Origin of the sequence: Polaromonas sp. YR568 (assembly GCF_943369675.1) — a bacterium.
Lineage (GTDB): Bacteria > Pseudomonadota > Gammaproteobacteria > Burkholderiales > Burkholderiaceae_C > Polaromonas.
Window position 1 is genome coordinate 17,344 of record NZ_CALROB020000014.1, and the last position, 24,402, is coordinate 41,745.

29 protein-coding genes are annotated in these 24,402 nt (G+C 64.6%); 21 read left to right on the top strand and 8 right to left on the bottom strand.

Annotated elements, in window-relative coordinates; translation table 11 throughout:
• Window positions 1-2: 2 nt before the first annotated feature.
• Window positions 3-1,118 carry a quinolinate synthase NadA gene (gene nadA / locus ACLV8F_RS09465; protein WP_411883979.1) on the bottom strand — a complete coding sequence of 372 codons (1,116 nt, stop codon included), beginning with the start codon at window positions 1,116-1,118 and terminating at the stop codon, window positions 3-5.
• 2 nt (window positions 1,119-1,120) lie between these two features.
• Window positions 1,121-1,990: a carboxylating nicotinate-nucleotide diphosphorylase gene (gene nadC / locus ACLV8F_RS09470; RefSeq protein WP_411883980.1), complete on the bottom strand. Its 870-nt coding sequence runs from the start codon at window positions 1,988-1,990 to the stop codon at window positions 1,121-1,123.
• Between the two features lie 173 nt (window positions 1,991-2,163).
• Between nadC and panD the strand changes: the two genes are divergently transcribed.
• The 11 genes from panD to ACLV8F_RS09525 all read left to right on the top strand — a co-directional run bounded on the left by panD (window position 2,164) and on the right by ACLV8F_RS09525 (window position 11,425).
• On the top strand, window positions 2,164-2,544 hold the full coding sequence (panD, locus tag ACLV8F_RS09475; RefSeq protein WP_411883981.1) for an aspartate 1-decarboxylase: 381 nt from the start codon (window positions 2,164-2,166) through the stop codon (window positions 2,542-2,544).
• 30 nt (window positions 2,545-2,574) lie between these two features.
• A complete protein-coding gene (locus ACLV8F_RS09480) occupies window positions 2,575-3,909 on the top strand; it encodes an adenosylmethionine--8-amino-7-oxononanoate transaminase (protein ID WP_411883982.1) in 1,335 nt (444 codons plus the stop codon).
• Window positions 3,902-4,594, top strand: a complete 693-nt coding sequence (bioD, locus tag ACLV8F_RS09485; protein ID WP_411883983.1) for a dethiobiotin synthase — start codon at window positions 3,902-3,904, stop codon at window positions 4,592-4,594. Before ACLV8F_RS09480 ends, bioD begins: the two co-directional genes overlap by 8 nt.
• Window positions 4,585-5,790, top strand: coding sequence for an 8-amino-7-oxononanoate synthase (bioF, locus tag ACLV8F_RS09490; protein ID WP_411883984.1), 1,206 nt, complete (start codon window positions 4,585-4,587; stop codon window positions 5,788-5,790). Before bioD ends, bioF begins: the two co-directional genes overlap by 10 nt.
• 59 nt (window positions 5,791-5,849) lie before the next feature.
• A complete protein-coding gene (bioB, locus tag ACLV8F_RS09495; RefSeq protein ID WP_411883985.1) occupies window positions 5,850-6,869 on the top strand; it encodes a biotin synthase BioB in 1,020 nt (339 codons plus the stop codon).
• Between the two features lie 88 nt (window positions 6,870-6,957).
• Window positions 6,958-7,851, top strand: coding sequence for a 3-methyl-2-oxobutanoate hydroxymethyltransferase (gene panB / locus ACLV8F_RS09500; RefSeq protein WP_411883986.1), 894 nt, complete (start codon window positions 6,958-6,960; stop codon window positions 7,849-7,851).
• A gap of 34 nt (window positions 7,852-7,885) precedes the next feature.
• The gene (gene panC, locus ACLV8F_RS09505) at window positions 7,886-8,734 is read left to right on the top strand and encodes a pantoate--beta-alanine ligase (protein ID WP_411883987.1); all 849 of its coding nucleotides are present in this window, start codon (window positions 7,886-7,888) and stop codon (window positions 8,732-8,734) included.
• Window positions 8,735-8,736: 2 nt separating this feature from the next.
• On the top strand, window positions 8,737-9,204 hold the full coding sequence (locus ACLV8F_RS09510; RefSeq protein ID WP_411883988.1) for an N-acetyltransferase family protein: 468 nt from the start codon (window positions 8,737-8,739) through the stop codon (window positions 9,202-9,204).
• A gap of 222 nt (window positions 9,205-9,426) precedes the next feature.
• Complete coding sequence (locus ACLV8F_RS09515; protein WP_411883989.1) at window positions 9,427-10,713, top strand: type II toxin-antitoxin system HipA family toxin; 1,287 nt, start codon at window positions 9,427-9,429, stop codon at window positions 10,711-10,713.
• Window positions 10,714-10,722: 9 nt separating this feature from the next.
• Window positions 10,723-11,040, top strand: a complete 318-nt coding sequence (locus ACLV8F_RS09520; RefSeq protein ID WP_411883990.1) for a transcriptional regulator — start codon at window positions 10,723-10,725, stop codon at window positions 11,038-11,040.
• Between the two features lie 55 nt (window positions 11,041-11,095).
• On the top strand, window positions 11,096-11,425 hold the full coding sequence (locus ACLV8F_RS09525; protein WP_411883991.1) for a cupin domain-containing protein: 330 nt from the start codon (window positions 11,096-11,098) through the stop codon (window positions 11,423-11,425).
• A gap of 25 nt (window positions 11,426-11,450) precedes the next feature.
• On the opposite strand, the gene ACLV8F_RS09530 is transcribed toward ACLV8F_RS09525, so the two are convergent.
• From ACLV8F_RS09530 to ACLV8F_RS09545, 4 genes are all read right to left on the bottom strand, one after another.
• Window positions 11,451-12,464 (bottom strand): NAD(P)H-dependent glycerol-3-phosphate dehydrogenase, encoded by a 1,014-nt coding sequence (locus ACLV8F_RS09530; RefSeq protein WP_411883992.1) that lies wholly within the window; start codon window positions 12,462-12,464, stop codon window positions 11,451-11,453.
• 43 nt (window positions 12,465-12,507) lie between these two features.
• Window positions 12,508-12,975, bottom strand: a complete 468-nt coding sequence (secB, locus tag ACLV8F_RS09535; protein ID WP_411883993.1) for a protein-export chaperone SecB — start codon at window positions 12,973-12,975, stop codon at window positions 12,508-12,510.
• 226 nt (window positions 12,976-13,201) lie between these two features.
• A complete protein-coding gene (gene grxC, locus ACLV8F_RS09540) occupies window positions 13,202-13,459 on the bottom strand; it encodes a glutaredoxin 3 (protein WP_411883994.1) in 258 nt (85 codons plus the stop codon).
• 126 nt (window positions 13,460-13,585) lie between these two features.
• Window positions 13,586-13,996, bottom strand: coding sequence for a rhodanese-like domain-containing protein (locus tag ACLV8F_RS09545; RefSeq protein ID WP_411883995.1), 411 nt, complete (start codon window positions 13,994-13,996; stop codon window positions 13,586-13,588).
• A 114-nt stretch (window positions 13,997-14,110) separates the two neighbouring features.
• On the opposite strand from ACLV8F_RS09545, the gene gpmA reads away from it, so the two are divergent.
• From gpmA to ACLV8F_RS09560, 3 genes are all read left to right on the top strand, one after another.
• Window positions 14,111-14,854 carry a 2,3-diphosphoglycerate-dependent phosphoglycerate mutase gene (gpmA, locus tag ACLV8F_RS09550; protein WP_411883996.1) on the top strand — a complete coding sequence of 248 codons (744 nt, stop codon included), beginning with the start codon at window positions 14,111-14,113 and terminating at the stop codon, window positions 14,852-14,854.
• Between the two features lie 188 nt (window positions 14,855-15,042).
• Window positions 15,043-16,482, top strand: a complete 1,440-nt coding sequence (locus ACLV8F_RS09555; RefSeq protein ID WP_411883997.1) for a S41 family peptidase — start codon at window positions 15,043-15,045, stop codon at window positions 16,480-16,482.
• A 115-nt stretch (window positions 16,483-16,597) separates the two neighbouring features.
• Entirely contained in the window at window positions 16,598-17,353 is a 756-nt protein-coding gene (locus ACLV8F_RS09560; protein ID WP_411883998.1) for a HesA/MoeB/ThiF family protein, read from the top strand.
• A 6-nt stretch (window positions 17,354-17,359) separates the two neighbouring features.
• Here ACLV8F_RS09560 and ACLV8F_RS09565 read toward each other — a convergent pair whose 3' ends face one another.
• On the bottom strand, window positions 17,360-19,372 hold the full coding sequence (locus ACLV8F_RS09565) for an AsmA family protein (RefSeq protein WP_411883999.1): 2,013 nt from the start codon (window positions 19,370-19,372) through the stop codon (window positions 17,360-17,362).
• Window positions 19,373-19,686: 314 nt separating this feature from the next.
• Here ACLV8F_RS09565 and ACLV8F_RS09570 point away from each other — a divergent pair, with 314 nt between their 5' ends.
• Window positions 19,687-20,067 carry a response regulator gene (locus tag ACLV8F_RS09570; protein WP_411884000.1) on the top strand — a complete coding sequence of 127 codons (381 nt, stop codon included), beginning with the start codon at window positions 19,687-19,689 and terminating at the stop codon, window positions 20,065-20,067.
• Window positions 20,068-20,069: 2 nt separating this feature from the next.
• Here the strand turns inward: ACLV8F_RS09570 and ACLV8F_RS09575 are convergent, their stop codons facing one another.
• Entirely contained in the window at window positions 20,070-20,702 is a 633-nt protein-coding gene (locus ACLV8F_RS09575) for a response regulator transcription factor (RefSeq protein ID WP_007867910.1), read from the bottom strand.
• Window positions 20,703-20,834: 132 nt separating this feature from the next.
• On the opposite strand from ACLV8F_RS09575, the gene ACLV8F_RS09580 reads away from it, so the two are divergent.
• The 6 genes from ACLV8F_RS09580 to ACLV8F_RS09605 all read left to right on the top strand — a co-directional run bounded on the left by ACLV8F_RS09580 (window position 20,835) and on the right by ACLV8F_RS09605 (window position 24,396).
• The gene (locus tag ACLV8F_RS09580) at window positions 20,835-22,175 is read left to right on the top strand and encodes a CHASE3 domain-containing protein (protein WP_411884001.1); all 1,341 of its coding nucleotides are present in this window, start codon (window positions 20,835-20,837) and stop codon (window positions 22,173-22,175) included.
• 222 nt (window positions 22,176-22,397) lie between these two features.
• Window positions 22,398-22,562, top strand: a complete 165-nt coding sequence (locus ACLV8F_RS09585) for a DUF1328 domain-containing protein (protein ID WP_007867921.1) — start codon at window positions 22,398-22,400, stop codon at window positions 22,560-22,562.
• Between the two features lie 121 nt (window positions 22,563-22,683).
• The gene (locus ACLV8F_RS09590) at window positions 22,684-23,067 is read left to right on the top strand and encodes a hypothetical protein (protein WP_411884002.1); all 384 of its coding nucleotides are present in this window, start codon (window positions 22,684-22,686) and stop codon (window positions 23,065-23,067) included.
• 46 nt (window positions 23,068-23,113) lie between these two features.
• Window positions 23,114-23,479, top strand: a complete 366-nt coding sequence (locus ACLV8F_RS09595) for a hypothetical protein (protein WP_411884003.1) — start codon at window positions 23,114-23,116, stop codon at window positions 23,477-23,479.
• 23 nt (window positions 23,480-23,502) lie between these two features.
• Window positions 23,503-23,958 (top strand): hypothetical protein, encoded by a 456-nt coding sequence (locus ACLV8F_RS09600; RefSeq protein ID WP_411884004.1) that lies wholly within the window; start codon window positions 23,503-23,505, stop codon window positions 23,956-23,958.
• Window positions 23,959-24,081: 123 nt separating this feature from the next.
• Window positions 24,082-24,396 carry a BON domain-containing protein gene (locus ACLV8F_RS09605; RefSeq protein WP_411884005.1) on the top strand — a complete coding sequence of 105 codons (315 nt, stop codon included), beginning with the start codon at window positions 24,082-24,084 and terminating at the stop codon, window positions 24,394-24,396.
• Window positions 24,397-24,402 lie beyond the last annotated feature (6 nt).

Consider the following 24,402-nt stretch of genomic DNA (forward strand, 5'->3'; position numbering starts at 1 on the left):
AATCAGGCCGCACCCATATGCGGAACCAGCCCCGCGATCGGCCGCCCTGCTTTCAGGGCTTCGGTAAAGGCAAGCATGCGGTCAATCGGCAAGCGGGCGCGTTGGCCCAGCGCCGCATCGACCTTGATTTCGTTGATCCCGGTTTCCAGCACCTGCGCCAGCCCGGCCAGCCCGTTCATGGCCATCCAGGGGCAGTGCGCGCAGCTTTTGCAGGTGGCGCTGTTGCCGGCGGTGGGTGCTTCGATAAACGTCTTGCCGGGGTTCAACGTGCGCAGCTTGTGCAGCATGCCGCCGTCGGTGGCGACGATGAATTCCCTGGCATCCATCTCGCGCGCGGCCTTGAGGATGGCCGAAGTGGAACCGACGGCATCGGCCAGGGCCACCACGTCGGCGGGCGATTCGGGGTGCACCAGCACGCGCGCGCCGGGATGCTCCGCTTTCAGGGCCTGCAGTTCAAAGGCCTTGAACTCGTCGTGCACGATGCAGGCGCCATTCCAGAACACCATGTCGGCGCCGGTCTCGCGCTGGATGTAGCCGCCCAGGTGGCGGTCGGGCGCCCAGAGGATTTTTTGCCCCTGGTCCTTGAGCGCGCGCACGATGTCGAGTGCGCAGGCGGAGGTGACCACCCAGTCGGCGCGCGCCTTCACGGCGGCGCTGGTGTTGGCGTAGACCACCACGGTGCGGTCCGGATGGGCGTCGCAAAACGCGCTGAATTCATCGACCGGGCAGCCCAGGTCCAGCGAGCAGGTCGCGTCCAGGTCGGGCATCAGCACGCGTTTTTCGGGCGAGAGGATCTTGGCCGTCTCGCCCATGAAACGCACGCCGCACACCACCACCGTGCCGGCCGCATGGTCGCGGCCGAAACGCGCCATTTCCAGCGAGTCCGCCACCAGGCCGCCGGTTTCTTCGGCGAGGTCCTGCAAATCCGGATGCACGTAGTAGTGCGACACCATGACGGCCTTGCGCGCCGTGAGCAGTTCGCGAACGCGGCTTTTGAGCGCCGCGCGTTCGGCCTGCGTGGGCTCGGCCGGCACGCGGGCCCAGGCCTGGTGCGTGCTGCAGGCGCCGGCCGCTTCGGGTTGCTCGTAGTCGATGCGGATGGGCGCCAGCGTTTTCATATTCACACCGCCTGCGCGTCAAAGCGCATCGAAAAATCAATCGCCCGCACATCCTTGGTCAGCGTGCCGACGGAGATGCGGTGCACGCCGGTTTCGGCCAGGGCGCGCAGGCCGTCCAGCGTGACGCCGCCCGAAATTTCCAGCACGGCACGGCCGGCGTTGATGCGCACAGACTCTTTCAAATCGGGCAGGCTCATGTTGTCCAGCAGGATCATGCGCGCGCCGGCGTCCAGCGCCTGGGCCAGCTCATCGAGGTTTTCGACCTCGATCTGCACAAAGTCGGCCTGCGCCGCGACCTCGGCCGCGCGCGCCAGCACCTGGGCGATGCCGCCGGCCGCCGCGATGTGGTTTTCCTTGATCAACACCGCGTCGTACAAACCGACACGGTGATTGACGCCGCCGCCCGTCACCACCGCGTATTTTTGCGCCAGCCGCAGGCCGGGCAAGGTCTTGCGGGTGTCCACGATCTGCGCGGGCGTGCCTTTGACGATGTCGGCGTAGATGGCCGTCTTGGTCGCGACGGCGCTGAGCAATTGCAGAAAATTCAGCGCCGTGCGTTCAGCCGACAGCAGGGCGCGGGCCAGACCGCGCACTTCGAACACCACCTGGCCGGCTTCACAGCGCTCGCCGTCCTTCACGTGCCAGATGAGTTGCGCCTGTGGGTCGAGTTGCCGCATCGTGGCCTCGACCCAGGCAGCGCCGCACACGACGGCGTTTTCCCGCGCCACCACCTGCGCCCGCGCCTGGCGGGTCGGGTCGATCAGGCCGGCCGTCAAGTCGCCGGTATCGACGTCTTCCGCGAGTGCCCGCGCCGCGTCTGCCTGGGCCAAAGCGGCGACCGCCTGGGGGGTGAAATCAAATGACTTTTTCATGAGCAATCTAAGATTGGAAGCACGCCATACCGTGCACTAAACTATTAAATAGAGCCGAAAACTGTCGCAAATGTTACAGCGACTGGCGCATCGCCCCGGCGCCGCCATCTGCACCGCGATTCACCCGCCCGCAATGGCGCCTTTCCTGTTGCCTGATTCCACACACGCCCACCATGTTCAGAACCCTGCTCAAATCAAAAATCCACCGTGCCGCGGTGACGCACTGCGAACTCAATTACGAAGGCTCCTGCGCCATCGACGAAGACCTGCTGGACGCCGCCAACCTGGCCGAAAACGAGCAGGTGCACATCTGGAACATCAACAACGGCGAACGTTTCATCACCTACGCGATACGCGCCGAACGCGGCAGCCGCATCATCTCGGTCAACGGTTCAGCCGCGCGCCGCGCCGCCGTGGGCGACCTGGTCATCATCGCCGCATTTGCGCAGGTGCATGAAGAACACGTCAAAGGCTTCAGCCCCAAGCTGGTCTTCGTCAACCCGGACAACCGCATCAAGGAAGAACGCTCCACCATCCCGGTGCAGCAGCCCTGAGCTTTTCGGCCACGCGGCAGTAAAAGACCCATGGACAACGCAGCGATGACCCGGCGCAGCCTGCGCCACGTGTGGCACCCGTGCACGCAGATGAAGCTGCACGAGGCCCAGCCGCCCGTGCCCATCGCGCGCGCCGAAGGCGTATGGCTTTACGATTTTGAAGGCCGTCGTTACCTGGACGGCGTCAGTTCCTGGTGGGTCAACCTGTTCGGCCACGGCCACCCGCACATCAAGGCGGCGTTGCGCGATCAACTGGACACGCTGGACCACGTGATGCTGGCCGGCTTCACGCACCAACCCGTCGTGGAACTCTCGGAACGGCTGGGCGCGCTGACCGGCCTGGGCCATGCCTTCTACGGCAGCGACGGCGCCAGCGCCACCGAGATCGCGCTCAAGATGAGTGCGCATTACTGGCGCAATTGCGGCCGGCCGCAAAAAAACCGCTTCATCGGCCTGGCCGGCGGCTACCACGGCGAGACCGTTGGCGCGCTGGCGGTGACCGACATCGCGATCTTCCGCGAAGCCTATGCACCGCTGGTACGGCTGGCCGCCACCGTGCCCAGCCCCGATGCGCGCGGCGCCCAGGCCGGTGAAAACGCGGCGGACGTTGCACGCCGCGCGGCGGCCGGCCTGCAGGTCTGGCTGGAACAACACCATGCGCAAACCGCCGCGCTCATCGTCGAGCCCCTGGTGCAATGCGCCGCAGGCATGGCCATGCACGATGCGGCCTACCTGCGCGAAGCACGCGCGCTGTGCGACCGCTACGAAGTGCATTTGATTGCCGACGAAATCGCCACCGGCTTCGGCCGCACCGGCACCATGTTTGCGCACCAGCAGGCCGGCATACGGCCGGATTTCATTTGCCTCTCCAAAGGCTTGACAGGCGGCACGCTGCCGCTGTCGGCAGTGCTGACCACCGACGCGGTCTACGAAGCCTTTTACGACGACGAGGTCGCGCGCGGATTTTTGCATTCGCATTCCTACACCGGTAACCCGCTGGCCTGCCGCGCGGCGCTGGCGACGCTGGAACTGTTTGAGCAAACCGATGCGCTGGCGCGCAACGCCGACATGGCCCTGGTGCTGGACGCGGCCTTTGCGCCGCTGACGCAACACCGGGCGGTGCGAAATGCGCGCAGGCTGGGCATGATCTGGGCCTGGGATGTGGAGCCCGGCACCACGCCGCACTTCGCCCGCCGCTACGCGCAACACGCCATGGCCAACGGCGTGCTGCTGCGCCCCATAGGCCAGACGATTTACGCCATGCCGCCTTATGTGATGGATGCGGAATCCGCCGGGCACCTGGCGCGCGGCGCGCTGGCGGCGCTGGAAGCCACGCTGGCCGAAGAAGGCGGTGCCCATGGCTAAAGCCGCGCGCGGGCCGCTCTCGCTGTTTGTGACCGGCACCGACACCGGCGTGGGCAAGACCCTGGTCAGCGCTGGACTGCTGCACGCGCTGGCCCGCCACCATGTGCGCGTGGTCGGCATGAAGCCGGTGGCGGCGGGAACGGAACAGGTCAACGGCGAGGACGTCAATGAAGACGTGGTCGCATTGCGTGCCGCCTCCACCTGCCGCGTGCCGCCCGAACTCGACAACCCGGTGCTCTTGCCCGACCCGGTGTCGCCGCACATCGCCGCGGCGCGCGCCGGCCGGCCCATTCGCATCGCCCACCTGGTGGCCTGCCAGCGCCGGCTCGCGCTGCTGGCCGACGCAGTGGTGGTGGAAGGAGCGGGCGGCTTCCAGGTGCCGCTGTCGGACAGCGAAACCGGCGCCGACCTGGCCGAAGCGCTGGGCCTGCCCGTGGTGCTGGTGGTGGGCCTGCGGCTGGGCTGCCTGAACCACGCACTGCTGACCGCCGGCGCCATACGCGCGCGCGGCCTCACGCTGGCAGGCTGGGTGGCCAACCACGTCGATGCCGCCATGCTGGCGCAGGAAGACAACATCGCCTTCCTGCGCAAAAAACTCGATACGCCGCTGCTGGCCACCATCGCCTGGCAGGCCGAGCCCGACCCGCGCGCGGTCACGTTTGACCTCCCCCTTGCATGGCAATGACCTCCGCTTCCTGGCTCGATGAATTTCCGGCGCGCCTGGCCGAACTGGACGGCGCGCACCTGCGCCGCAAGCGCCGTGTGGTGCTGCCCGAAAACGGCGCGCGCCTGACGGTGGACGGCCAGAGCATGCTGGCCTTTTGCAGCAACGACTACCTGGGCCTGGCCACGCACCCGGCGCTGGTGCAGGCGGCCTGCGAGGGCGCGCAGGCTTATGGCGTGGGCGCCGGCGCCTCGCCGCTGGTCAGCGGCCACAGCGCGGCCAACGAAGCGCTGGAGCGCGAACTCGCGGCCTTTGTGGGCCTGCCGCGCGCGCTGTATTTTTATGCGGGCTATGCCACCAACATCGGCATCGTGCCGGCGCTGGTAGGGGCCGGCGACGCGATTTTTTCGGACGCGCTCAACCACGCCTGCCTGATCGACGGCGCGCGGCTGTCGCGCGCAAAGATTCACCGTTATGCGCACGCCGACCTGGGCGCGCTGGAAAACGAACTCGCGCGCAGCGAAGCGCCGCGCAAGCTGGTGATCAGCGACGCCGTCTTCAGCATGGACGGCGACAGCGCCGACATTGCCACGCTGCTGGCGCTGTGCGAACGCCACGACGCCCTGCTGCTGCTGGACGACGCCCACGGCTTCGGCGTGCTGGGCCCGCAAGGCCGCGGCAGCCTGGCCGCCGCCGGGCTGTATGGCGCGCGGTCCTCGCGCCGCGTGCTCTACATGGCCACCCTGGGGAAGGCTGCCGGTGTGGCCGGTGCTTTTGTGGCGGGCGACGAGGCCCTGGTCGAGTGGCTGCTGCAAAAAACCCGCAGCTATGTTTTTGCCACCGCCGCGCCCGCGTTGCTGGCCAGCGCCCTGCGCGCCAGCCTGAAGCTTATTGAACAGGACGAGTGGCGGCGCGCGCATGTGCAATGCCTCATCGCGCGCCTGCGTGATGGCCTCACGGCCGGCCTGCAGGACAGCGGCTGGCAACTCTCGGCCTCGCAAACCGCCATCCAGCCGCTGTTGATAGGCCCCAACGACCAAGCCCTGGCCGTGATGGAAGGCCTGCGCGCGCGCGGCATCTGGGTGCCCGCCATACGCCCGCCCACAGTGCCCGAAGGCACGGCCCGGCTGCGCATCGCGCTGTCGGCCGCGCACAGCGAGGCCGACGTTGACCAGCTCGTTGAGGCATTGACCTCGCTGGCGAAGCAAGACCTTTAAGCCATCGCCAAAATCTCTTCAGCTAGACTCCAAAACCCATCCCCCGGAAGGAAGAACACATGTCCCACGTTGCAGAACAAACCGTCACCTTGCACCGCCCCAAGGCCAAAGCGGCACCGGCCCCCGCCGGCGACCAGCGCTGGAGCGTGGACGCCATCGAGGCGCTGTTCAACCTGCCCTTTCCCGAGTTGATGCACCGGGCGCAAACCGTGCACCGCGAAAACTTCGACCCGACGCGTATCGAGTTCGCCACGCTGCTGTCGGTGAAAACCGGCGGCTGCGCCGAAGACTGCGGCTACTGCCCGCAGGCCGCGCGCTACGACACCGGCGTGGAAGCCAGCAAGCTGATGGAGCCGGCCGAGGTGCTGGCCGCCGCCCAGCGCGCGCAAGCCGCGGGCGCCACGCGTTTTTGCATGGGCGCGGCTTGGCGCTCGCCGAAAGACCGCGACATTGAAAAAGTCGCCGAGCTGGTGCGCACCGTCAAAGCCCTGGGACTGGAAACCTGCGCCACGCTGGGTATGCTGGAAGATGGCCACGCGCAAACCCTGCAAAGCGCGGGCCTGGACTACTACAACCACAACCTCGACAGCGCGCCCGATTTTTACGGCGACATCATCACCACACGCGACTACCAGGACCGCCTGGACACGCTGGCGCGCGTGCGCAGCGTGGGCGTCAAGGTCTGCTGCGGCGGCATCGTCGGCATGGGCGAAACGCGCCGGCAGCGCGCCGGCCTGGTGGCCGAGCTCGCCAACCTCACGCCCTACCCTGAGTCCGTGCCCATCAACAATCTGGTGAAGGTCGAAGGCACGCCGCTGGCCAACCAGGCCGACCTGGACCCGTTTGAGTTCGTGCGTACGATTGCCGTGGCGCGCATCACCATGCCGACCGCGCGCGTGCGCCTGTCGGCCGGCCGCCAGCAGATGGGCGACGGTGTACAGGCCCTGTGTTTCCTGGCCGGCGCCAACTCGATCTTCTACGGCGACAAGCTGCTGACCACCGGCAACCCCGACACCGAGGCCGACGTCAAGCTGCTGGAGCGTCTGGGCATGAGCCGCGCCGCGCCTGAGGTTCGATAACACGCACCGCTTGTCTGGGCTCTCTAAACCGCGCGCCAAAAAGCACGGTGAAGCTGGTTAGACTCTCGCTAAATTCCGGACCCGCCCCATGACGACCCCTGCCAACACTTCCGTCACGCCTTACGGCACGCTGCCGCCTTCCTCCACGCCGTCGGCGCGCAAGCCGCTGAGCCTGCCGCGCCTGCGCGAGATGCATGCGCACGGCGAAAAAATCACCATGCTGACGGCCTACGACGCGACCTTCGCGGCCGTGGCCGATGCGGCGGGCGTGGAATGCATCCTGGTAGGCGATTCGCTGGGCATGGTCTGCCAGGGCCTGACCAGCACCGTCGGCGTGACGCTGGAGACCATGCGCCACCACACCGAATGTGTGGCCAACGGCCTGCGCCGCTCGCAGGCCACGGCCTGGCTGATCGGTGACCTGCCCTTCGGCAGCTACCACGAGTCGAAAGAGCAGGCCTTGCGCAGCGCCGCCGTGCTGATGCAGGCCGGCGCGCACATGGTCAAGCTCGAAGGCGGCGGCTGGACGGCCGAGACCGTGCGCTTTCTCGTCGAGCGCGGCATTCCCGTCTGCGCCCACCTGGGCCTGACGCCGCAAACCGTGCATGCGCTGGGCGGCTACCGCGTGCAGGGCAAGGGCGACGAAGCCGCCGCCCTGCTCAAGCGCCATGCGCATGAACTGCAGGACGCCGGCGCCGCCATGTTGGTTCTTGAGATGGTGCCCGCGGCGCTGTCGGCGGAACTGACCAAAGAACTCGCGCACTGCCCCACCATAGGCATAGGCGCGGGCGACGGCACCGCCGGCCAGGTGCTGGTGCTGCACGACATGCTGGGCATGAACCTGGGCAAGATGCCGAAATTCGTGCGCAACTTCATGGAAGGCGCCGACAACAAAACCGCGAGTGTGCGAGGCGCCATGGAAGCCTATGTGCGCGCCGTCAAGGACGGCAGCTTCCCGGTGAATGCCACCCACGCGTGGTGAGCCCACCCTCGCGCCACCTATTTCTGGAGACATGATGCAGATCGTCCATACCATCCCCGAGCTGCGCGAGGCCCTGAGCCCTTTCAAGCGGCCGGCCTTTGTGCCCACCATGGGCAACCTGCACGACGGCCATATCGCGCTCGTCAAGCAGGCCAAGCCGCTCGGTGACGTCACGGTCTCCAGCATCTTCGTGAACCGCCTGCAGTTCGCGCCGCATGAAGACTTTGACAGCTACCCGCGCACGCTGGACGCCGATGCCGAGCGCCTGAAGGCCGCGGGCTGCAACGTGCTGTTCGCGCCGCTCGAAAAACACCTCTACCCCGAACCGCAGACCTACAAGGTGCACCCGGCCACGGACGTGAGCGACATCCTCGAAGGCCACTTTCGGCCCGGCTTTTTCATCGGTGTGAGCACCGTGGTGCTCAAGTTGTTTTCCTGCGTGTTCGCCGGCATGCCTTCGGGCATCGCGGCTTTCGGCAAAAAAGATTACCAGCAGGTCATGGTGGTGCGCCGCATGGTGCAGCAGTTCGCGCTGCCGATCGAGATCCTGGCGGGTGAAACCCAGCGCGCCGAAGACGGTCTGGCGCTGTCGTCCCGCAACGGCTACCTGAGCGCCACCGAGCGCGCCGAGGCGGTGGAACTCTCCAAAGCCATACGCGCGCTGGGCGAAGCCGCCCGCGCCGGCGGCACGCCCGACCTGCCCGCGCTGGAAGCCCAGGCCATGCAGGCGCTGGCGCGCCGCGGCTGGAAGCCCGACTACCTGACCGTGCGCCGCCGCGCCGACCTGTTGGCGCCGCAAGGCGCGCTGGCCGGCGAACCGCTGGTGGTGCTGGGCGCGGCCAAGCTGGGCAGCACGCGGCTGATCGACAACCTGGAAATCTAGGCGTGGGCGCGGTATCCATCCGCCTCGCGACCCTACCCGACCTGCCGGCCGTGGCCGCGCTGTTTGACGCCTACCGGCAGTTTTACGAGCAGCCTGCCGACGCGGCGCTGGCACTGCGCTTCATCGGGGACCGCATGCGAAACGCGGAATCCGTGATCCTGGTGGCGCAAACCGCGAACACTACGGGATCCCTCGTGGGTTTCTGCCAGCTGTATCCCGGTTTCTGCTCGGTGATCGCCCAGCTTATTTACACGCTCTACGACCTGTATGTGGCGCCCGAGGCCCGCAAGGCGGGCGCCGGTCGCGCGCTGATGCAGGCGGCCCACGAACATGCGCAGGCCAATGGGTTTGCGCGGCTGGACCTCAGCACCGCCAGAACCAACCACGCGGCGCAAGCGCTTTATGAGTCGCTGGGTTGGGTGCGCGATGATGTTTTTCTGGCCTACAACAAGGCGGTCAAGCCAGGCTGATCAGGCGCCATTGGGTTCACTTCAAACCTCGGGTCAAACTTCAGGTGAAAGCGACGAGAGTGGCAAAAAAAACCGCGCTGTCTGCCGCTGAACAGTGAAGGAAAGACTCCGGGACAAGTTCCGGAGGTATGTTCAATAGCGCTTGGCAAGCCATGTATAAACGCAGAAATTAATACATATTATCTTGACAAATCAGAATGATATAGATAGATTTCTGCCTTAATGATGGATTCTTGCACTATCGAGCTGTTTGCAAACGGGCACTGGACCCCCGTGGCTGGCGTAAGTCTGCTTGCCGCGAAAGAGAGGGGGTGTAAAACCCCCACTTTCTCAGGGTATGACGCAGCTTGGGTAGGCGACCACGATGGGGCCCGAGACGCCTGGGCGCTGTGCAGCGCGCAACCCGTGAGTCTTGAGCCGCTGGAACTGCCGCATTGGCCGGTGTTCCTCGTGGACACGCTTCCCCAAGGGTTCGGCCGTCGGGAGTTGCTGCGACGACTCAAGCTGCCGGAAACGATGGAAACACCGGCTGATTGGCCCTTACTCCTGGCGGGCGCCGCAAACCCCATAGGGCATCTTCGCGTCCAGGAAGCCTGGAAGTGGCTGCAAGAGCAGAACGGAACAACGCAGGGATTTACGGATGAGGAAGTCGCCGAGCGTTCCGAAGAGTTCATCGAGTATCTGAGCGGCCACGGTCTGTTCGTCGCCGGTTCTTCCGGCGTTCAAGGCGAGTGGCCCAAGGTGCTTCTCACTCGCGCCCGGAATGGCCTGCTTTATCTGGACCACACGCTACCCGATGCGCTGGCGCAGGCGCATTACATCGTCAAGTTCGGCCGCGGGCCAAATCCGGACCTGGCGCGCATTCTGCACAACGAGGCGCCCTACATGGAACTCGCGCGCCACCTCGGCCTGCGCGTGCATGCATCGCTGACGCTCCTGAAGCGGTCGCTGTTTATCCCGCGGTTCGACCGCGTCGCCGGAACGGAGGGCGTGGTGCGACTCGCCCAGGAGAGCATTGCCACGCTTACCGGTCGCGTCGGCTTCGAGCAGGTGCCCTCTCACGACGAGGTGTGCCGAAAACTTGCCGCGGTAGCCACCGACCCGTTCTCCGAAATTCTGGAGTACATCAAGCGGGACGCAGCCAACCTGGCGTTGGGCAACAAAGACAACCACGCCCGAAATACCGCGGTGCAACGGCGCTTTGACGGACATATAGGCCTGACTCCCCTGTATGACTTCGCGCCCATGTACCTGCATCCCGATGGCATCGCGCGCCGCATCCGCTGGCAAGACAATGACGGCGGCTCCCCGAACTGGGCAAAGGTGCTTGACACAGTGTCCGCAGAGTGCGATCTGGACAGGGCAGCCCTGCGCGATGGGTTGAGGGAAATGGCACCGCGGCTCGCGAACCTCGTCGAGTACGGTAAGGAGGTCGGAGTCGACACCGACATCATGGATTTTCTAAGACTGGGCATCAACGCGCAAGCCAGGGCACTCGAGTCTTTGTGAGAGCAGCCCATGGACAAACGATTCAAACCCATTGCGCTTCCAGAACAACTCGCATTGCGCCGAAAAGCGATTGAGGAGGTGCTTCAGCATCCCGAATGGACGCTGGCCGCCACAGTGCGCCATATTCGAACCGCTCTGCGACTGACCGTTCCAGAGTTCGCGCGCCTGACAAAGGTGTCGAGCCGCACCATCCTCGATGTGGAGGCCGGACGAACGGCAGGAACCGTGCTGACCCTCGAGCGCTTGCTGGGAGTCGTGGGACTCAGGCTCGGCGTGCAACGCTTGGTGAAACCTGAATCAACGGCGCACGAAACAACACCAGGCTAAGCCGCGCCTTGGGGTATAAAGTTCCATAGACCCCCACGTTTGCAGGAGTTCCACCATGGCCATTCCCCACGCCGCATCCGGGCAACTCATTGACGTCCAGCCGCTGGCGGGCAAGCTCTCCGAGGGGCGCACCGTCGCGCTGTTCAAAAGCGAGGAACTGGAGGTCATGCGCCTGATCGTGCCGGCCGGCAAGACCGTGCCTTCGCACCAGGTCAAGGGTGAAATCACCGTGCAGTGCCTGGAGGGCGAAATAAGCTTCACGGCGAACGGCCAGACCCAGCCCATGAAAGCCGGCCAGTTGCTCTGGCTGGCGGGCGGCGTGCCGCACGGCCTGACGGCGGTGCAGGACGCTTCGCTGCTGGTGACGCTGCACCTGCGAAAGTAGCCACGCCCCGTCGTGAAGAGGAAATTCAGGCCAGTTCGGCCGTAGGCCCGCGGCCCATCAGCGTTGCCACCGCTTCGGCGGGCTTGAGCTTGCCGTCCAGCAAGGCCACGACGCTTTGCGCAATCGGCATCTCGACGCCCAGGCCGGCGGCGCGCTGCACCACGGTGCGGGCGCAATACACGCCTTCGGCGACGTGGCCCAGCGAATCAACCGCCTGCGCCAGCGTCTGGCCCTGGGCCAGCAGCAGGCCGACCTTGCGGTTGCGGCTCAGGTCGCCGGTGGCCGTAAGCACCAGGTCGCCCAGGCCGGACAGCCCCGTGAAGGTTTCGGCGCGCGCGCCCAGCGCCACGCCCAGGCGCGTCATTTCAGCCAGCCCGCGCGTGATCAGCGCGGCGCGGGCGTTCAGGCCCAGCTGCAGGCCGTCGCACAGGCCCGTGGCAATCGCCAGCACGTTCTTGACGGCGCCACCGACCTCCACGCCCACCACGTCGTCATTGGCGTAAACGCGCAGCGTTGCGCCGTGAAACGCGGCGACCAGCGCATCACGCACCTCGGCGTGTTCGCTGGCCGCGACCAACGCCGTCGGCTGGCCGCGCGCAACTTCCAGCGCAAAGCTGGGGCCGCTGAGCACGCCGGCCCTTAAATCGGGGGCGGCCTGTGCGCGGATTTCATGAACCATCAGCCCGAACGGCGAAGCAGCAGCGCCGGCCACCGGCGCTTCAAAACCCTTGCTGAGCCAGGCCACCGGAACGCTGGCGTTCTGCAGGCTTTGCAGCATGCCGCGTGCCGCCGAGACCGGCGTTGCGAGGATGACGAGGTCCTGCCCATCCAGCGCTTGGGCCAGCGGCGTATCGCCACCCTGCAGCGCCAGGGCGGCAGGCAAGGCAATGCCGGGCAGGTAGCGGGCATTGGTGCGTTCGGACTTCAGGCCGGCAAGCTGCGCCGCATCGCGCGCCCACAGGGTGACCTGGTGGCGCGAGGCGCTGCTGACAGCCAGCGCCGTGCCCCAGGCGCCCGCGCCAATGACGAGTATTTTCATGAGGACATCATGAGGCGGCCGGGGCGTTCACCCCGGCGGGCCATCACACGATGATCTGGGACGCAGCCGGGGCGGCAGCGGCGGCTTCGGCCTGTTGCTGCTCGTACATGGCCTGGAAGTTGATTTCAGCCATGTGCACGGGCGGGAAACCGCCGCGCTGGATCACGTCGGCCACGTTGCCGCGCAGGTAGGGGTAGACGATTTGCGGGCAGGCGATACCCAGGATGGAGCTCAGTTGCTCGGGCGGCACGTTGCGGATTTCAAAGATGCCGGCCTGTTTGGCTTCGACCAGGAACACGGTCTTGTCGGCAATCTTGGTCTGCACGGTGGCCGTGACGGAAACTTCGAACAGGCCTTCAGCGATGGGGGTAGCGCCCACGCCAAGCTGGATGTCCACGCTGGGCTGGTCCTGGTTCAGCAGGATTTCGGGCGAATTGGGCTGCTCCAGCGACACGTCCTTGAGGTAAACGCGCTGGATCTGGAATACGGGGTCAAGATTGGCTTCAGCCATGGTGTTCTTTCGGGTGCTGGGAAACGTTGGATAGAGGATTAGATGCGCCGGCTAGTGCGGGCAACCTGCGGATGATTATAGGGAGCCAGTGTGGCCCTCACCATCGCTCGCTTGCGTAGCCAGCGGCCACACCAGCAGGGGCCGCGGAACCGGCTTTGCCGGGCCGCTGGCGCCGCCCCCTCGAGGGGGGAACAGGCTACACGCAGTGAGCCTGGACGGGGGTGGTTTATGTATTCAACAGGGGCATCAGGCCGCCGCGGCCGTCCAGGGCCATCAGGTCGTCGCAGCCGCCGACGTGGGTTTCGCCGATAAAGATCTGCGGCACCGTGCGCCGCCCGGTGATGTCCATCATCTTCTGGCGTTCGCCGGGCACCATGTCGACGCGGATTTCATCGAGTTCGGTGACGCCGCGCTGCTTGAGCAGTTGCTTGGCCTGGATGCAATAAGGGCAGGTGCCGGTGGTGTAGATCTTGACGGTTTGCATGGTTTCTCCGGATCGGGCCGGACTGAGCGCGGCGCAGAAAGTGGATGAATCAGGGTGGTTCACAGCATGCCGGATGAGGCAGGTTTCGTGCCTGCCTGCGACTGCCAACCCTGTTCAGGCCTGTTTTCAGGCCTTCTCAAGCGGAAGGTTAGCTTCTTTCCAGGCTTTGAGCCCGCCGCCCAGGGATTGGGCTTGCTCGTAACCGAGTTTTTTGGCGATGGCGACGGCACGGCCGGCGCGGGCCCCGGTGGCGCATACCAGGATCAGCGGGAGGCCCTTGTTCTTGACCGTGGCGGGGAGTTTTTCTTCCAGCTCGCCAAAAGGCACGTTTTTGGCGCCGGTGACGTGGCCCGCGGCGAATTCGTCGGCTTCACTGACGTCCACCACCACCGCTTTTTCGCGGTTGATCAGCTGCACCGCGCCGCTGGCGGTCAGCGCGCCGGCGTTCATGGTGCTGGAAATCATGGGCCAAACCAGCATGCCGCCCGAGGCGAGCGCTATCGAAATCAGCATCCAGTTGTCGATCAAAAATTTCACGGTATACCCTTTGTGTATTTTTCAGCTAACCCGTGATTTTAGAATGGAGGGAGAAAGCGCCCTGCCGGCGCCCCTCTTTATTCCCCTTTTTTCCACTCTCCATCCTTTCCGACCATGTACAAACTCGTGCTCATACGCCACGGCGAATCGACCTGGAACCTTGAAAACCGCTTCACCGGCTGGACCGACGTGGATCTGACCGAAACCGGCATCGAACAGGCCAAAAACGCCGGCAAGCTGCTCAAAAGCGAAGGCTACGACTTCGACCTGGCCTACACCAGCGTGCTCAAACGCGCGACCCGCACGCTCTGGCACACACTGGACGAAATGGACCGCACCTGGTTGCCCGTGGTGCACAGCTGGCGCCTCAACGAGCGCCATTACGGCGGCCTGCAGGGGCTGAACAAGGCCGAAACCGCGAAAAAATTCGGCGACGAGCAGGTGCTGGTCTGGCGCCGCAGCTATGACACGCCCCCCCCGCCGCTCGAGGCCAACGACCCGCGCAGCGAGCGCGGCGACCCGCGTTACGCCAGGCTGCAGCCCGGGCAGGTGCCGCTGACCGAATGCCTCAAGGACACCGTGGACCGCGTCCTGCCTTTCTGGAACGAATCCATGGCGCCCGCCATCAAGGCCGGCAAGCGCATCGTGGTGGCGGCCCACGGCAATTCCATACGCGCGCTGGTGAAATACCTGGACAACATCTCCGACAGCGAGATCGTCGGGCTCAACATCCCCAACGGCATCCCGCTGGTCTACGAACTGGACGCCGAACTGAAGCCCCTGCGCCACTACTACCTGGGCGACAGCGAGGCCGCGGCCAAGGCGGCAGCCGCCGTGGGCGCGCAAGGCAAGGCCTGATTTCACCGCCTGAAGGCCTGTTGGCGCGGCTTTGTGTAAAAGTCCGGTAAACAGCCTTCTGTTTTGCTTCTTTTTTCGTGCCGCGCCGCGCCAGGGGCGGAACTGTGGGGCCGGGGCTTTCTCCAAGGTGTATATTGCTTCCCACAGGGGGAACAAGGGTTCCCCAACAGGCTAACGAAGGTATTTTTATGGGTCAAAAGCTCAAAATTGCAGGCTGGATTTCAATCGGTGCCGTGGCGGGCGCCCTCACCACGGTGCAATTGCAGGCGGTAGCCCGCGCGGGCATCGCCCCGTTGCCGCTCGAAGAACTGCAGCAGCTCGCCGCCGTTTTCGGCATGGTCAAGACCGATTACGTGGAACCGGTGGACGAGAAAAAACTCATCACCGACGCCATTTCCGGCATGGTGGCCAGCCTGGATCCGCACTCCGTCTACTTCGACAAGAAGTCCTTCAAGGAATTCCGCGAAGGCACGACCGGCCGTTTTGTCGGCGTCGGCATCGAGATCAGCCAGGAAGACGGCCTGGTCAAGGTGGTCTCGCCGATCGAAGGCTCGCCCGCCGACCGCGCCGGCCTCAAGCCCAACGACCTGATCACCCGCATCGACGACACCGCCGTCAAGGGCCTGACGCTCAATGAAGCCGTCAAGAAGATGCGCGGCGAACCCAAAACCAAGGTGCTGCTGACGATCTTCCGCAAGGACGAAAACCGCACCTTCCCGGTGACCATCACGCGCGAAGAAATCCGCACCCAGTCGGTCCGCAGCAAGGTGGTGGAGCCCGGCTACGCCTGGATACGCCTGAGCCAGTTCCAGGAACGCACAGTCGACGACTTTGTCACCAAGCTCGAGCAGATTTACAAACAGGAACCCAACCTCAAGGGCCTGGTGCTCGATTTGCGCAACGACCCCGGCGGCCTGCTGGATGCCGCGGTCGCGGTGTCATCCGCCTTCCTGCCCGAAAACGTCACCGTGGTGTCCACCAACGGCCAGTTGGCCGAAAGCAAGTTCACCTACAAGGCCGCGCCCGAGTTCTACCAGCGCCGCAACGGCGCCGACCCGCTCAAACGCCTGCCCGCGGCCCTCAAGACCGTGCCGCTGGTCGTGCTGGTCAATGAAGGCTCGGCCTCGGCCAGCGAAATCGTGGCCGGCGCACTGCAGGACTACAAACGCGCCACCATCATGGGCAACCAGACCTTCGGCAAGGGCTCGGTGCAGACCGTGCGGCCGCTGGGCCCCGACACGGGCCTGAAGCTCACCACGGCGCGTTATTACACCCCCAGCGGCAAATCCATCCAGGCGCGCGGCATCGTTCCCGACGTGATGGTGGACGAAACCGCCGAAGGCAGCCCGTTCGCCGCGCTGCGCACTCGCGAAGCCGATCTCGAGAAACATCTCAACAGCGGCCAGGGCGCCGAGGTGAAGGATGCCAACCGTGAAAAGGCCCGCGAGGAGGCACTGAAACGCCTCGAGGAAGAAGCCAAGAAGACGCCTGAGCAGCGCCGCCCGCCTGAACTGGGCAGCGACAAGGACTTCCAGCTGGCCCAGGCCATCAACCAGCTCAAGGGCCGCCCCGTGCTGGTCAGCAAGACGGCCGTGGTCGAACCCAAGAACGAGAAAAAAGAAAATTAAGGCCGTAGTGGAACAGGGATAGCGCCGGGCAAATACCGGCACTGCCCCTGTTTCAGCCTGTTCTCGCACCCTCTCCCGGTCTGCCCTGCCCTCGCGGCAGCCCTTCTTCCTTCCTATGACCGACGACCAGCTGCTCCGCTATTCCCGGCACATCCTGCTCGACGAAATCGGCATCGAAGGCCAGGACAAACTCCTCAAGGCACATGTGCTGATCGTCGGGGCCGGCGGGCTCGGTTCGCCGGTTGCGCTTTACCTGGGCAGCGCCGGTGTCGGCCACATCACCCTCGCTGACCACGACCGGGTCGATGCCACCAACCTGCAGCGGCAGATCGCCCACACGCTGGGGCGTGTCGGTGAATTCAAGGCGGAATCCGCCCGCCAGGCCATCGCGGCAATCAACCCCGACGTCAAAGTCACCCCTGTCACGCAGCGGGCCGAAGGCGCATTGCTGGACAGCCTTGTCGCCGAGGCCGACCTGGTGCTGGACTGCACCGATAACTTCGCCACCCGCCATGCGATCAACCGCGCCTGCGTGAAGCACCGCAAACCGCTGGTGTCGGGTGCCGCCATCCGTTTTGACGGCCAGGTCGCTGTTTTCGACGCGGGCGACGCGCAATCGCCTTGCTATGCCTGCGTCTTCCCTGAATCGGAACTGCTGGAGGAAGCCCTCTGCGCCACCATGGGCGTGTTTGCGCCGCTGGTTGGCATCATCGGCAGCACACAGGCTGCCGAGGCCCTGAAGCTGCTTGGCGGTGCGGGTGAGGCACTCACAGGGCGCCTGTTGATGCTGGACGGCAAGCGCATGGCCTGGAATGAGATGACGCTGGTGCGCAACCCCGCTTGCGCGGTGTGCGGCAGCGCCCACCGCTAAGCCAGCTTATTTGAGGGAGACGGCCGCGGCGGGAATGCGCGAACCGGCGGCGGAACTCGTGGCCTTGGCCAGGATGGCCTTGCAGTTTTCGTCCTGGCCCGGCCCAGTTTCGATGGTGGCTGCCAGCGCCAGCAGCGGATTGATCACACCGAGTGCCAGCGCGATGCCGGCACGCCCGGCCAGCGCACCCTTGTCGGGACCGGCGGACGGCGAGGCAAAGGTGCCGCCGATTTTCAGCGGTGACCTCAAGCTCAGGATGCTCTGGTCCTTGGGCGCGGGGTCCAGGATCAGGTCCAGCGTTTCATCGGCGAGGTTGATGGTCCCGCGCCCGTTGATCACCGTGTCCGTGGTGTCCAGAACAATGGTTTTGGTGGTCATCTGGCCCTGCTTGACCTCGAAGGCGGCGGCCGCGCAGCGCAGCCGCACGTTGCGGTCGCCGCGCACCAGGAATTTGATGACCTCGCCGCCGTCCAGCCCCATGAATTCGAGCAGGATGTTGCTCATCTCGCCCTTGCCCATCAACACGGCGACGTCGCCCGAGGAAGTGCCCAGCATCTGCGCGAGCGAATTGCCGCGCCCTTTCAGGTCGAACTGGCCGCTGATCTTGCCCAGGCTGCTCTTGGTGGTTTCCACCGCGGGGAAGAGCTGGTTGAGCTGCACCGCGCGCACGTCAAGCCTTGTGCTGAAGCCGGCCGGCACCAGGTTGGCATCAATGCGTATGGCGCCTGCCACGGTACCGCCGGCAATGCCCAAGGATATCGGTTCCAGCTGCAGCACGCCGCCGGTCAGCTTGACGTGGACGCTGCCCTTGTCCAGCGGCAGCACTTCCACATGCCGGATGTCGGCGGCGGAATACACGACGTCGGCATTCATGGCCTTGAGGCGGGTGACGTCCAGCGTGGCGACGGGCAACACCTTGCGCGATGACGCGACAGCCTTGGTGCTTTTTGCCGGCGCGGGCACGGGCTCGGCCTTGGAGGCTGCTGTTTTCACGGGCGTGGGCGCGGCCGGCGGAGGCAGGCCGATAACGGGCGCCAGGTCCGCGAAATCCAGCACTTTGGACTGAACCTTGCCGGTCAAGAGCGGCACCGCGGCGGATTGGTCGAAACTGAGCGCACCGCTGATGTCCGAACTGCCCAGCATGCCCTGGATCTGGGTGGCGGCCCAGACTTCGCCCTGCTTGTTCAGCTTGCCGCGCAGCTTGTAGGGCGGCGTGGAGGGCAGCACCACGCCCAGCAGCTTGTAGAGTTCTTCCAGGTTGCGGCCCTGCAGGTCGAAGGTGGCGTCCACACCCGCGAGGTCCGCGAGATTGGCAATGGTGCCCTTGGCCTTGAGGCTGGTTTTGCCGGCGACGGCATTCACCTCGATCGGAAACGGCGCTTCCATGTCCTTGCTCAGCTGCAGCACGCCGCCGGTGCGGCCATTGGCGCTGAAGGCTTCATTTTTCCATTTACCCGTGGCCTTGTAGCTCAGCGGCAGCTGGCCGGCCGCTTCCTGGGCGAGCGAGAAATCGACATGGATGTTGGCGCCTTGCGCCGCCGCCTGGTAATCCACGCTGCCGCCGTCGATCAACAGGGCGTCGATGCGCGGAATGGCGCCTTCGTCGGAAGTGTCGCGCGACAAGGCCCAGGTCCTGCGACCATCCGGCTCCATCTGCAGCCCGATTTCCGGTGCGGTGAGGGCGATGCGCGGCAACTCCACCTTGCCCACCAGAAGCGGGAACAGTTTGATGTCGAATTCGGCCGCCGCCGCCTTGACCAGGTAGGGTTTGCTGGCCCACTCGGGATTGGCGAACTCCACGCCGTCGGCCCTGACCGTGGTGATCCGCCCGAGACGTACAGAAAGGTGCTGCGTGATTTCAAAACGCCTGCCGAGTTGCTCCGACACATGGCGGTTGATGGGCCCGCGAAGCAGGTCCCAGGGGAAAAACACCACGACCAGCACCAGGACAAGCAGTACGGCGGCGATGCCGATAAGCCATCGCCGTAAAAGGACCGGCTGGGACTGGGAGTTGTTCATGGGTGGCTTTGGCGTTGGTGTCTGAGCTGTGGGTGCCGCAGCTTCAGATTTGCTATGCGCCTACTATCAGCCGAATGATCCGGCCAAGCAGTCGGCAGGGGCCATGACACGCTGTGAGCATGAGCCTACAGTTCACAAAGTGTGGGTTGAGGCGCACACCTCACGCCGGCGTAGGAGGCCTCCTACAAGGTCTGGCCTCGGTCGCTGGCAGAATGAACTTCAAGGAATGGATACATTAGGAAACAAGAGACACTCGCACTATTGGGCCTTTCGTAATACTTCGAAAGCCACGCGCCTCCTACCTGGACTGAGCAGTGAGACTGAAAACGTACATCGTAGAAGACAATCCCACCATTCGTGAAAACCTGATCGGGACGCTTGAGGAACTGGCACGCATTGATGCGGTGGGAACCGCGGAAACCGAAAACGAAGGCAAGGCCTGGTTGACGGAGAACAGCGAGGATTGGGATCTGGCGATTGTTGACCTGTTCTTGAAACAGGGAAGCGGCCTGGGGGTGCTGGCCGCCTGCAGGGATCGCCTGGCCCGGCAGAAGGTGGTGGTGCTGAGCAATTACGCCACGGCCGACATTCGCCAGCGTTGCGCCCAGCTGGGCGTCGATGCGGTGTTCGACAAATCCAATGAAATCGACGCCCTGGTGGACTATTGCATCCAGCAGAGCGTCGCCATCGATTGAACTCAATCGATCAGCTTGTTTTTGAGCGCGTAATAAGTCAGGTCGCTGTTCGAGGAAAGGCTCATCTTTTCCATCACGCGCGTGCGGTAGGTACTCACCGTCTTCACGCTCAGGGACAGCGCCTTGGCAATGTCGCCCGCCGTCTCGCCCTTGGCCAGCTTCAGGAAAACCTGGAATTCCCGCTCGGACAGCTGTTCGTGCGAAGCCACGTCGTTGGGCCGGTTCAGCTGCTGCGCCAGCAATTCCGCCACCGCCGGGGTGATGTAGCGCTTGCCCAGCGAAATCACGCGGATCGCGTCGACGATTTCGGACGGGTCGCATTCCTTGTTGAGGTAACCGCTGGCGCCCTGGCGAATCAGGTTGACCGCGTAGTGCTCTTCGGGATAACCGCTCAGGATGAGGATGCCGACGTCGGGCGCCTTCGCGCGGATCATGGCCAATGCGTCGATGCCGCTCTGCCCGGGCATGGACAAGTCCATGACAAGAATGTCGAGCTCCACGTTACGAACCAGGTCGATGGCTTCGCGGCCACTGCCGGCTTCGCCGACGACGCGCAAGTCCACCTGATCCGAGAAAAACTGCTTGAGCCCCGAACGCACAATGGCGTGGTCGTCCACAATTCCGATTTTGATCATGTCGCTGTCTTTCTATAAAGCCTGCACAAGCGGGCAATGCTGTGAAAAGAGACGCCGTTAACCGGCACCTGCTCTAATTTTCAGCATCCATTATTGACGAATTCTTCACCGAAGTACCAAACGGAGTTTGCCGTGAAATCATTTGCGATACCCAGAATGGCCATCAGCCTGCCCTTGGCGGTGCTGGCCGCCGCCTTCCTCATCTTCATCAATGAGGCGAGTTTTCGCAAGTCTACCGAGGCGGCCGCCAACATTGAGGAGGCCCAGCTGACCCGCGGCGCCATCAACAAACTCCTGCAGCACATGCTGGACGCGGAAACCGGCCAGCGGGGCTACCTGCTGACGGGTGAAGGACGCTACCTGGAGCCCTACAACATGGCCGTGGCGGACATCGGCCAGAACCTGGACGGCCTGCGCCAGCTGTTCACACCCTACCCGCAGCAGCTCGCCGAGTTCGCCCTGATGTCGCGGCACGTCTCGCGCAAACTGGCCGAAATGGACCTGAGCGTTCGCATGCGCAAGGAAGGCAATGAGGACGCCTGGAAATTCGTGCTGACCACGGATGTGGGCCAGGAACACATGGAGGCCATCCGCCTGCAGTCCGCCAAGCTGGCCGCCAGCAGCGTTACCAAGATGGAACAGGGCCAGGACCAGATTCGGCGGACCCTGCAGCTGTCGCGCATCGGCGTGGCCACCATGGCGCTTGCCGGCCTGCTGGCCTTCTACATGTACCTTTTGCAGACCAAGGCGCTGCTGGCTTCCGGCCGGCGCGAGCAGGAATCGCTGCAGCGCGAGCGCGACTTCCTCGAGGTGCAGGTGCGCGAGCGGACCGCCAACCTCGCCGAGCTGGCCACCCATTTGCAGAACGTGCGCGAGGACGAGCGCGGCCACCTGGCGCGCGAACTGCACGACGAACTGGGCGCGCTGCTGACCGCGGCCAAACTCGACGTGGCCCGCCTGAAATCGCGCCTGGCGGGTAATCTGCCGGAAGCCGCCGAGCGGCTCGCGCATTTGACGAACACCCTCAACAGCGGCATCGCACTCAAGCGCCGCATCGTGGAAGACTTGCGGCCTTCGTCGCTGTCTCACCTGGGCCTGGTCGCCTCGCTGGAAATCCTGGCGCGCGAGTTTGAAGAACGTTCGGGCCTGTCCATCACCACCGACCTCGAGACCGTCGAACTCGGTGGCTCCGCGCAACTCACCGTCTACCGGCTGGTGCAGGAGTCGCTGACCAATATCGGCAAATACGCCGAAGCCAAACAGGCGGAAATCAGCCTGCACAACTTCGACGGCTACATCACCGTGGAAGTCAAGGACGACGGCAAGGGCTTCAAGGTCGCCAGCGTGGGCGCGGGCAGCCATGGCCTGGCCGGCATGCGGCATCGCGTGGAAGCCGCGGGCGGCCGCCTCACCGTCACCAGCACGGAAGGCGAAGGCACGCTGATCTCCGCGGTGTTGCCGAAGACGCTTTGACCTCTGCTTGAGGCGCAGTGCGCCAACATCACGCACAGGCTTTCGGCAGCCGGCTCGCACCGCGCAACAAGGTGTCGGCAACCTCCTACAGGGTATGGCCGCGCGAACTGACACAGGCACACGCTGACAGCCGATGAAGCAAATCAAGGGCGCTCACTAAGCTTGGCACAAGGCCGCTTCAAACGAAGCAAGCCGCCACCGCTACCAAGCAAGGAGCCCAAGATGTTGCACTATTCCGTCGTTTTCCTCGTGATCGCATTGATCGCCGCCGTGTTCGGCTTTGGCGGCATCGCAGCCGGCGCCGTCGAGATCGCCAAGATCCTCTTTTTCATCTTCGCCGTGATGGCTGTGGTGAGCTTCGTCATCAGCCTGTTGCGCAAGAACTGACGGCCCCGCGTTCGTTTCGCCGCAGGCCTCTGCATAAGCCGCGTCACCCGGTGACCCGGCTTTTGTTTTCCCCCTTATTTCGCCCTTCTTCAACTTCCCTCAACTCACCAAGGACCCGACCATGAACACCCAGACCGCCGCCAACACCGCACGCCAAACCTCCGATGAGTTGCTGCAGACCGCCGAAAAAGCCGTGGACACCACCCGCAGCTATGCCAATAACGCCCTCGACAAGGCCGAGAGCAAAGTGCGCGACCTGCGCGGCAGCGTGGACCCCGTGGTCGACATGCTGGCCTCCAAGGCCCAGCACCTGGCCCGCCAGAGCCTGGACCTCGCCGCCGAGGCCAAGGACCGCGCACAGCGTTCGCTGAGCAATGCGTCGGCCGCCACTTCGCGTTACGTTGCCGACCAGCCCCTGCGCTCGGTGCTGATCGCCGCGGCCGTAGGCGCCGGTGTCGCGCTGCTGATTTCGTCGGCACGCCACCGCAACCAGAACCGTTACTGATCCACCGCTACCTCCCGCATCGCCGACACCGAGACCAACGCGCCCCATGATTCACCCTCTTTTCTCCACCATCGTGCAGCGGCCTGACCTGGTCGTGGATCACCTGTCGGCCTATGCCGCACTGTTCCAGGAAGAGGCTTCGAATGCCGGCACCGATCTGGTCACGCGCGCCGTGGCGTGGGTCGTGGCCGTTGTGGCGGCGGCGATATTCCTCGGGCTGGCGGGCACAGCGGTGATGCTGGGCATGCTGCAAAACCAGTTCCACTGGGCGCTGGTGGCGGTGCCAGGTGTCGCGCTGGCCATTGTGGTGATTGCGGTGCTGAAGGCGCGCAAGCCCGCCGTGAGCGAGCGCTTTCCCGAGCTGAAAGCCCAGATCGACAGCGACGCACGCGCCTTGCGCATGGCCGCGTGAGCACCGCATTGAACGATACCGTCATGGCATCCCTTACCGCCCCCACACCGCAGGAAAGACTGGCGAACAGCCGCAAGGCCATCGTCAGGCACATGAGCCGCGATGACAAGCAGTTGCACGATGGTGAGGAACAGGGCGGTATGCCCGGCGAAGAGGATGCGGCCTATGCCGCAGGCGGGGGGACCTGGGGCATTTTCAAGCAGGCCATAGGGGCCTGGTGGCACCACCATCCCGTGAGTGTTGCATTCAGCCTGGCCCGGCCGGTGATCGGCCGATATGCCGAAGACAAACCCCTGCAGCTGCTGGGCATTGCGGCCGCGGCAGGCGCCGCCGCCGTGGTGCTCAAGCCCTGGCGGCTGGTGTCGCTGGGCAGCGTGCTGCTGGCGACCTTGAAGTCGACGGAAATCTCGGGCGCCCTGCTGTCCATGCTGTCGCGCCCTTCACAAGACAACGAACAAACACAACAGGGGACACGATGAACACCGCCGTGTATTGCCTGGACACATAACTGTTACCGCAGGCCGGTGGGCGTGGTGCCGCCCACCGGCAGGCTTTTTAAACCTTGCACTAAACCATTGACATCAACCAAAGAGGAAAACAATATGAAATACGCTCGCGCAATTGCATTCGCAGCCCTGGCAGGCATCACCATCATCGGCAGCGGCTGCGCTGTCGGGCGTGGCCAATCCACCGCCGGTGAGTACGTCGATGACGCCGCCATCACGACTTCCGTGAAGACCAAGTTCATCGAAGACAAAACCGTGGCAGCTTCGTCCATCAAGGTCGAAACGCTCAACGGTACGGTCCAACTGTCCGGCTTTGCCAAGTCCAGCGCTGAAAAAGCCCAGGCTGAAAACATTGCCCGCAACACGAAGAACGTCAAGGCTGTCCGCAACGACATCGTCGTTCGTCCTTAATCGTCT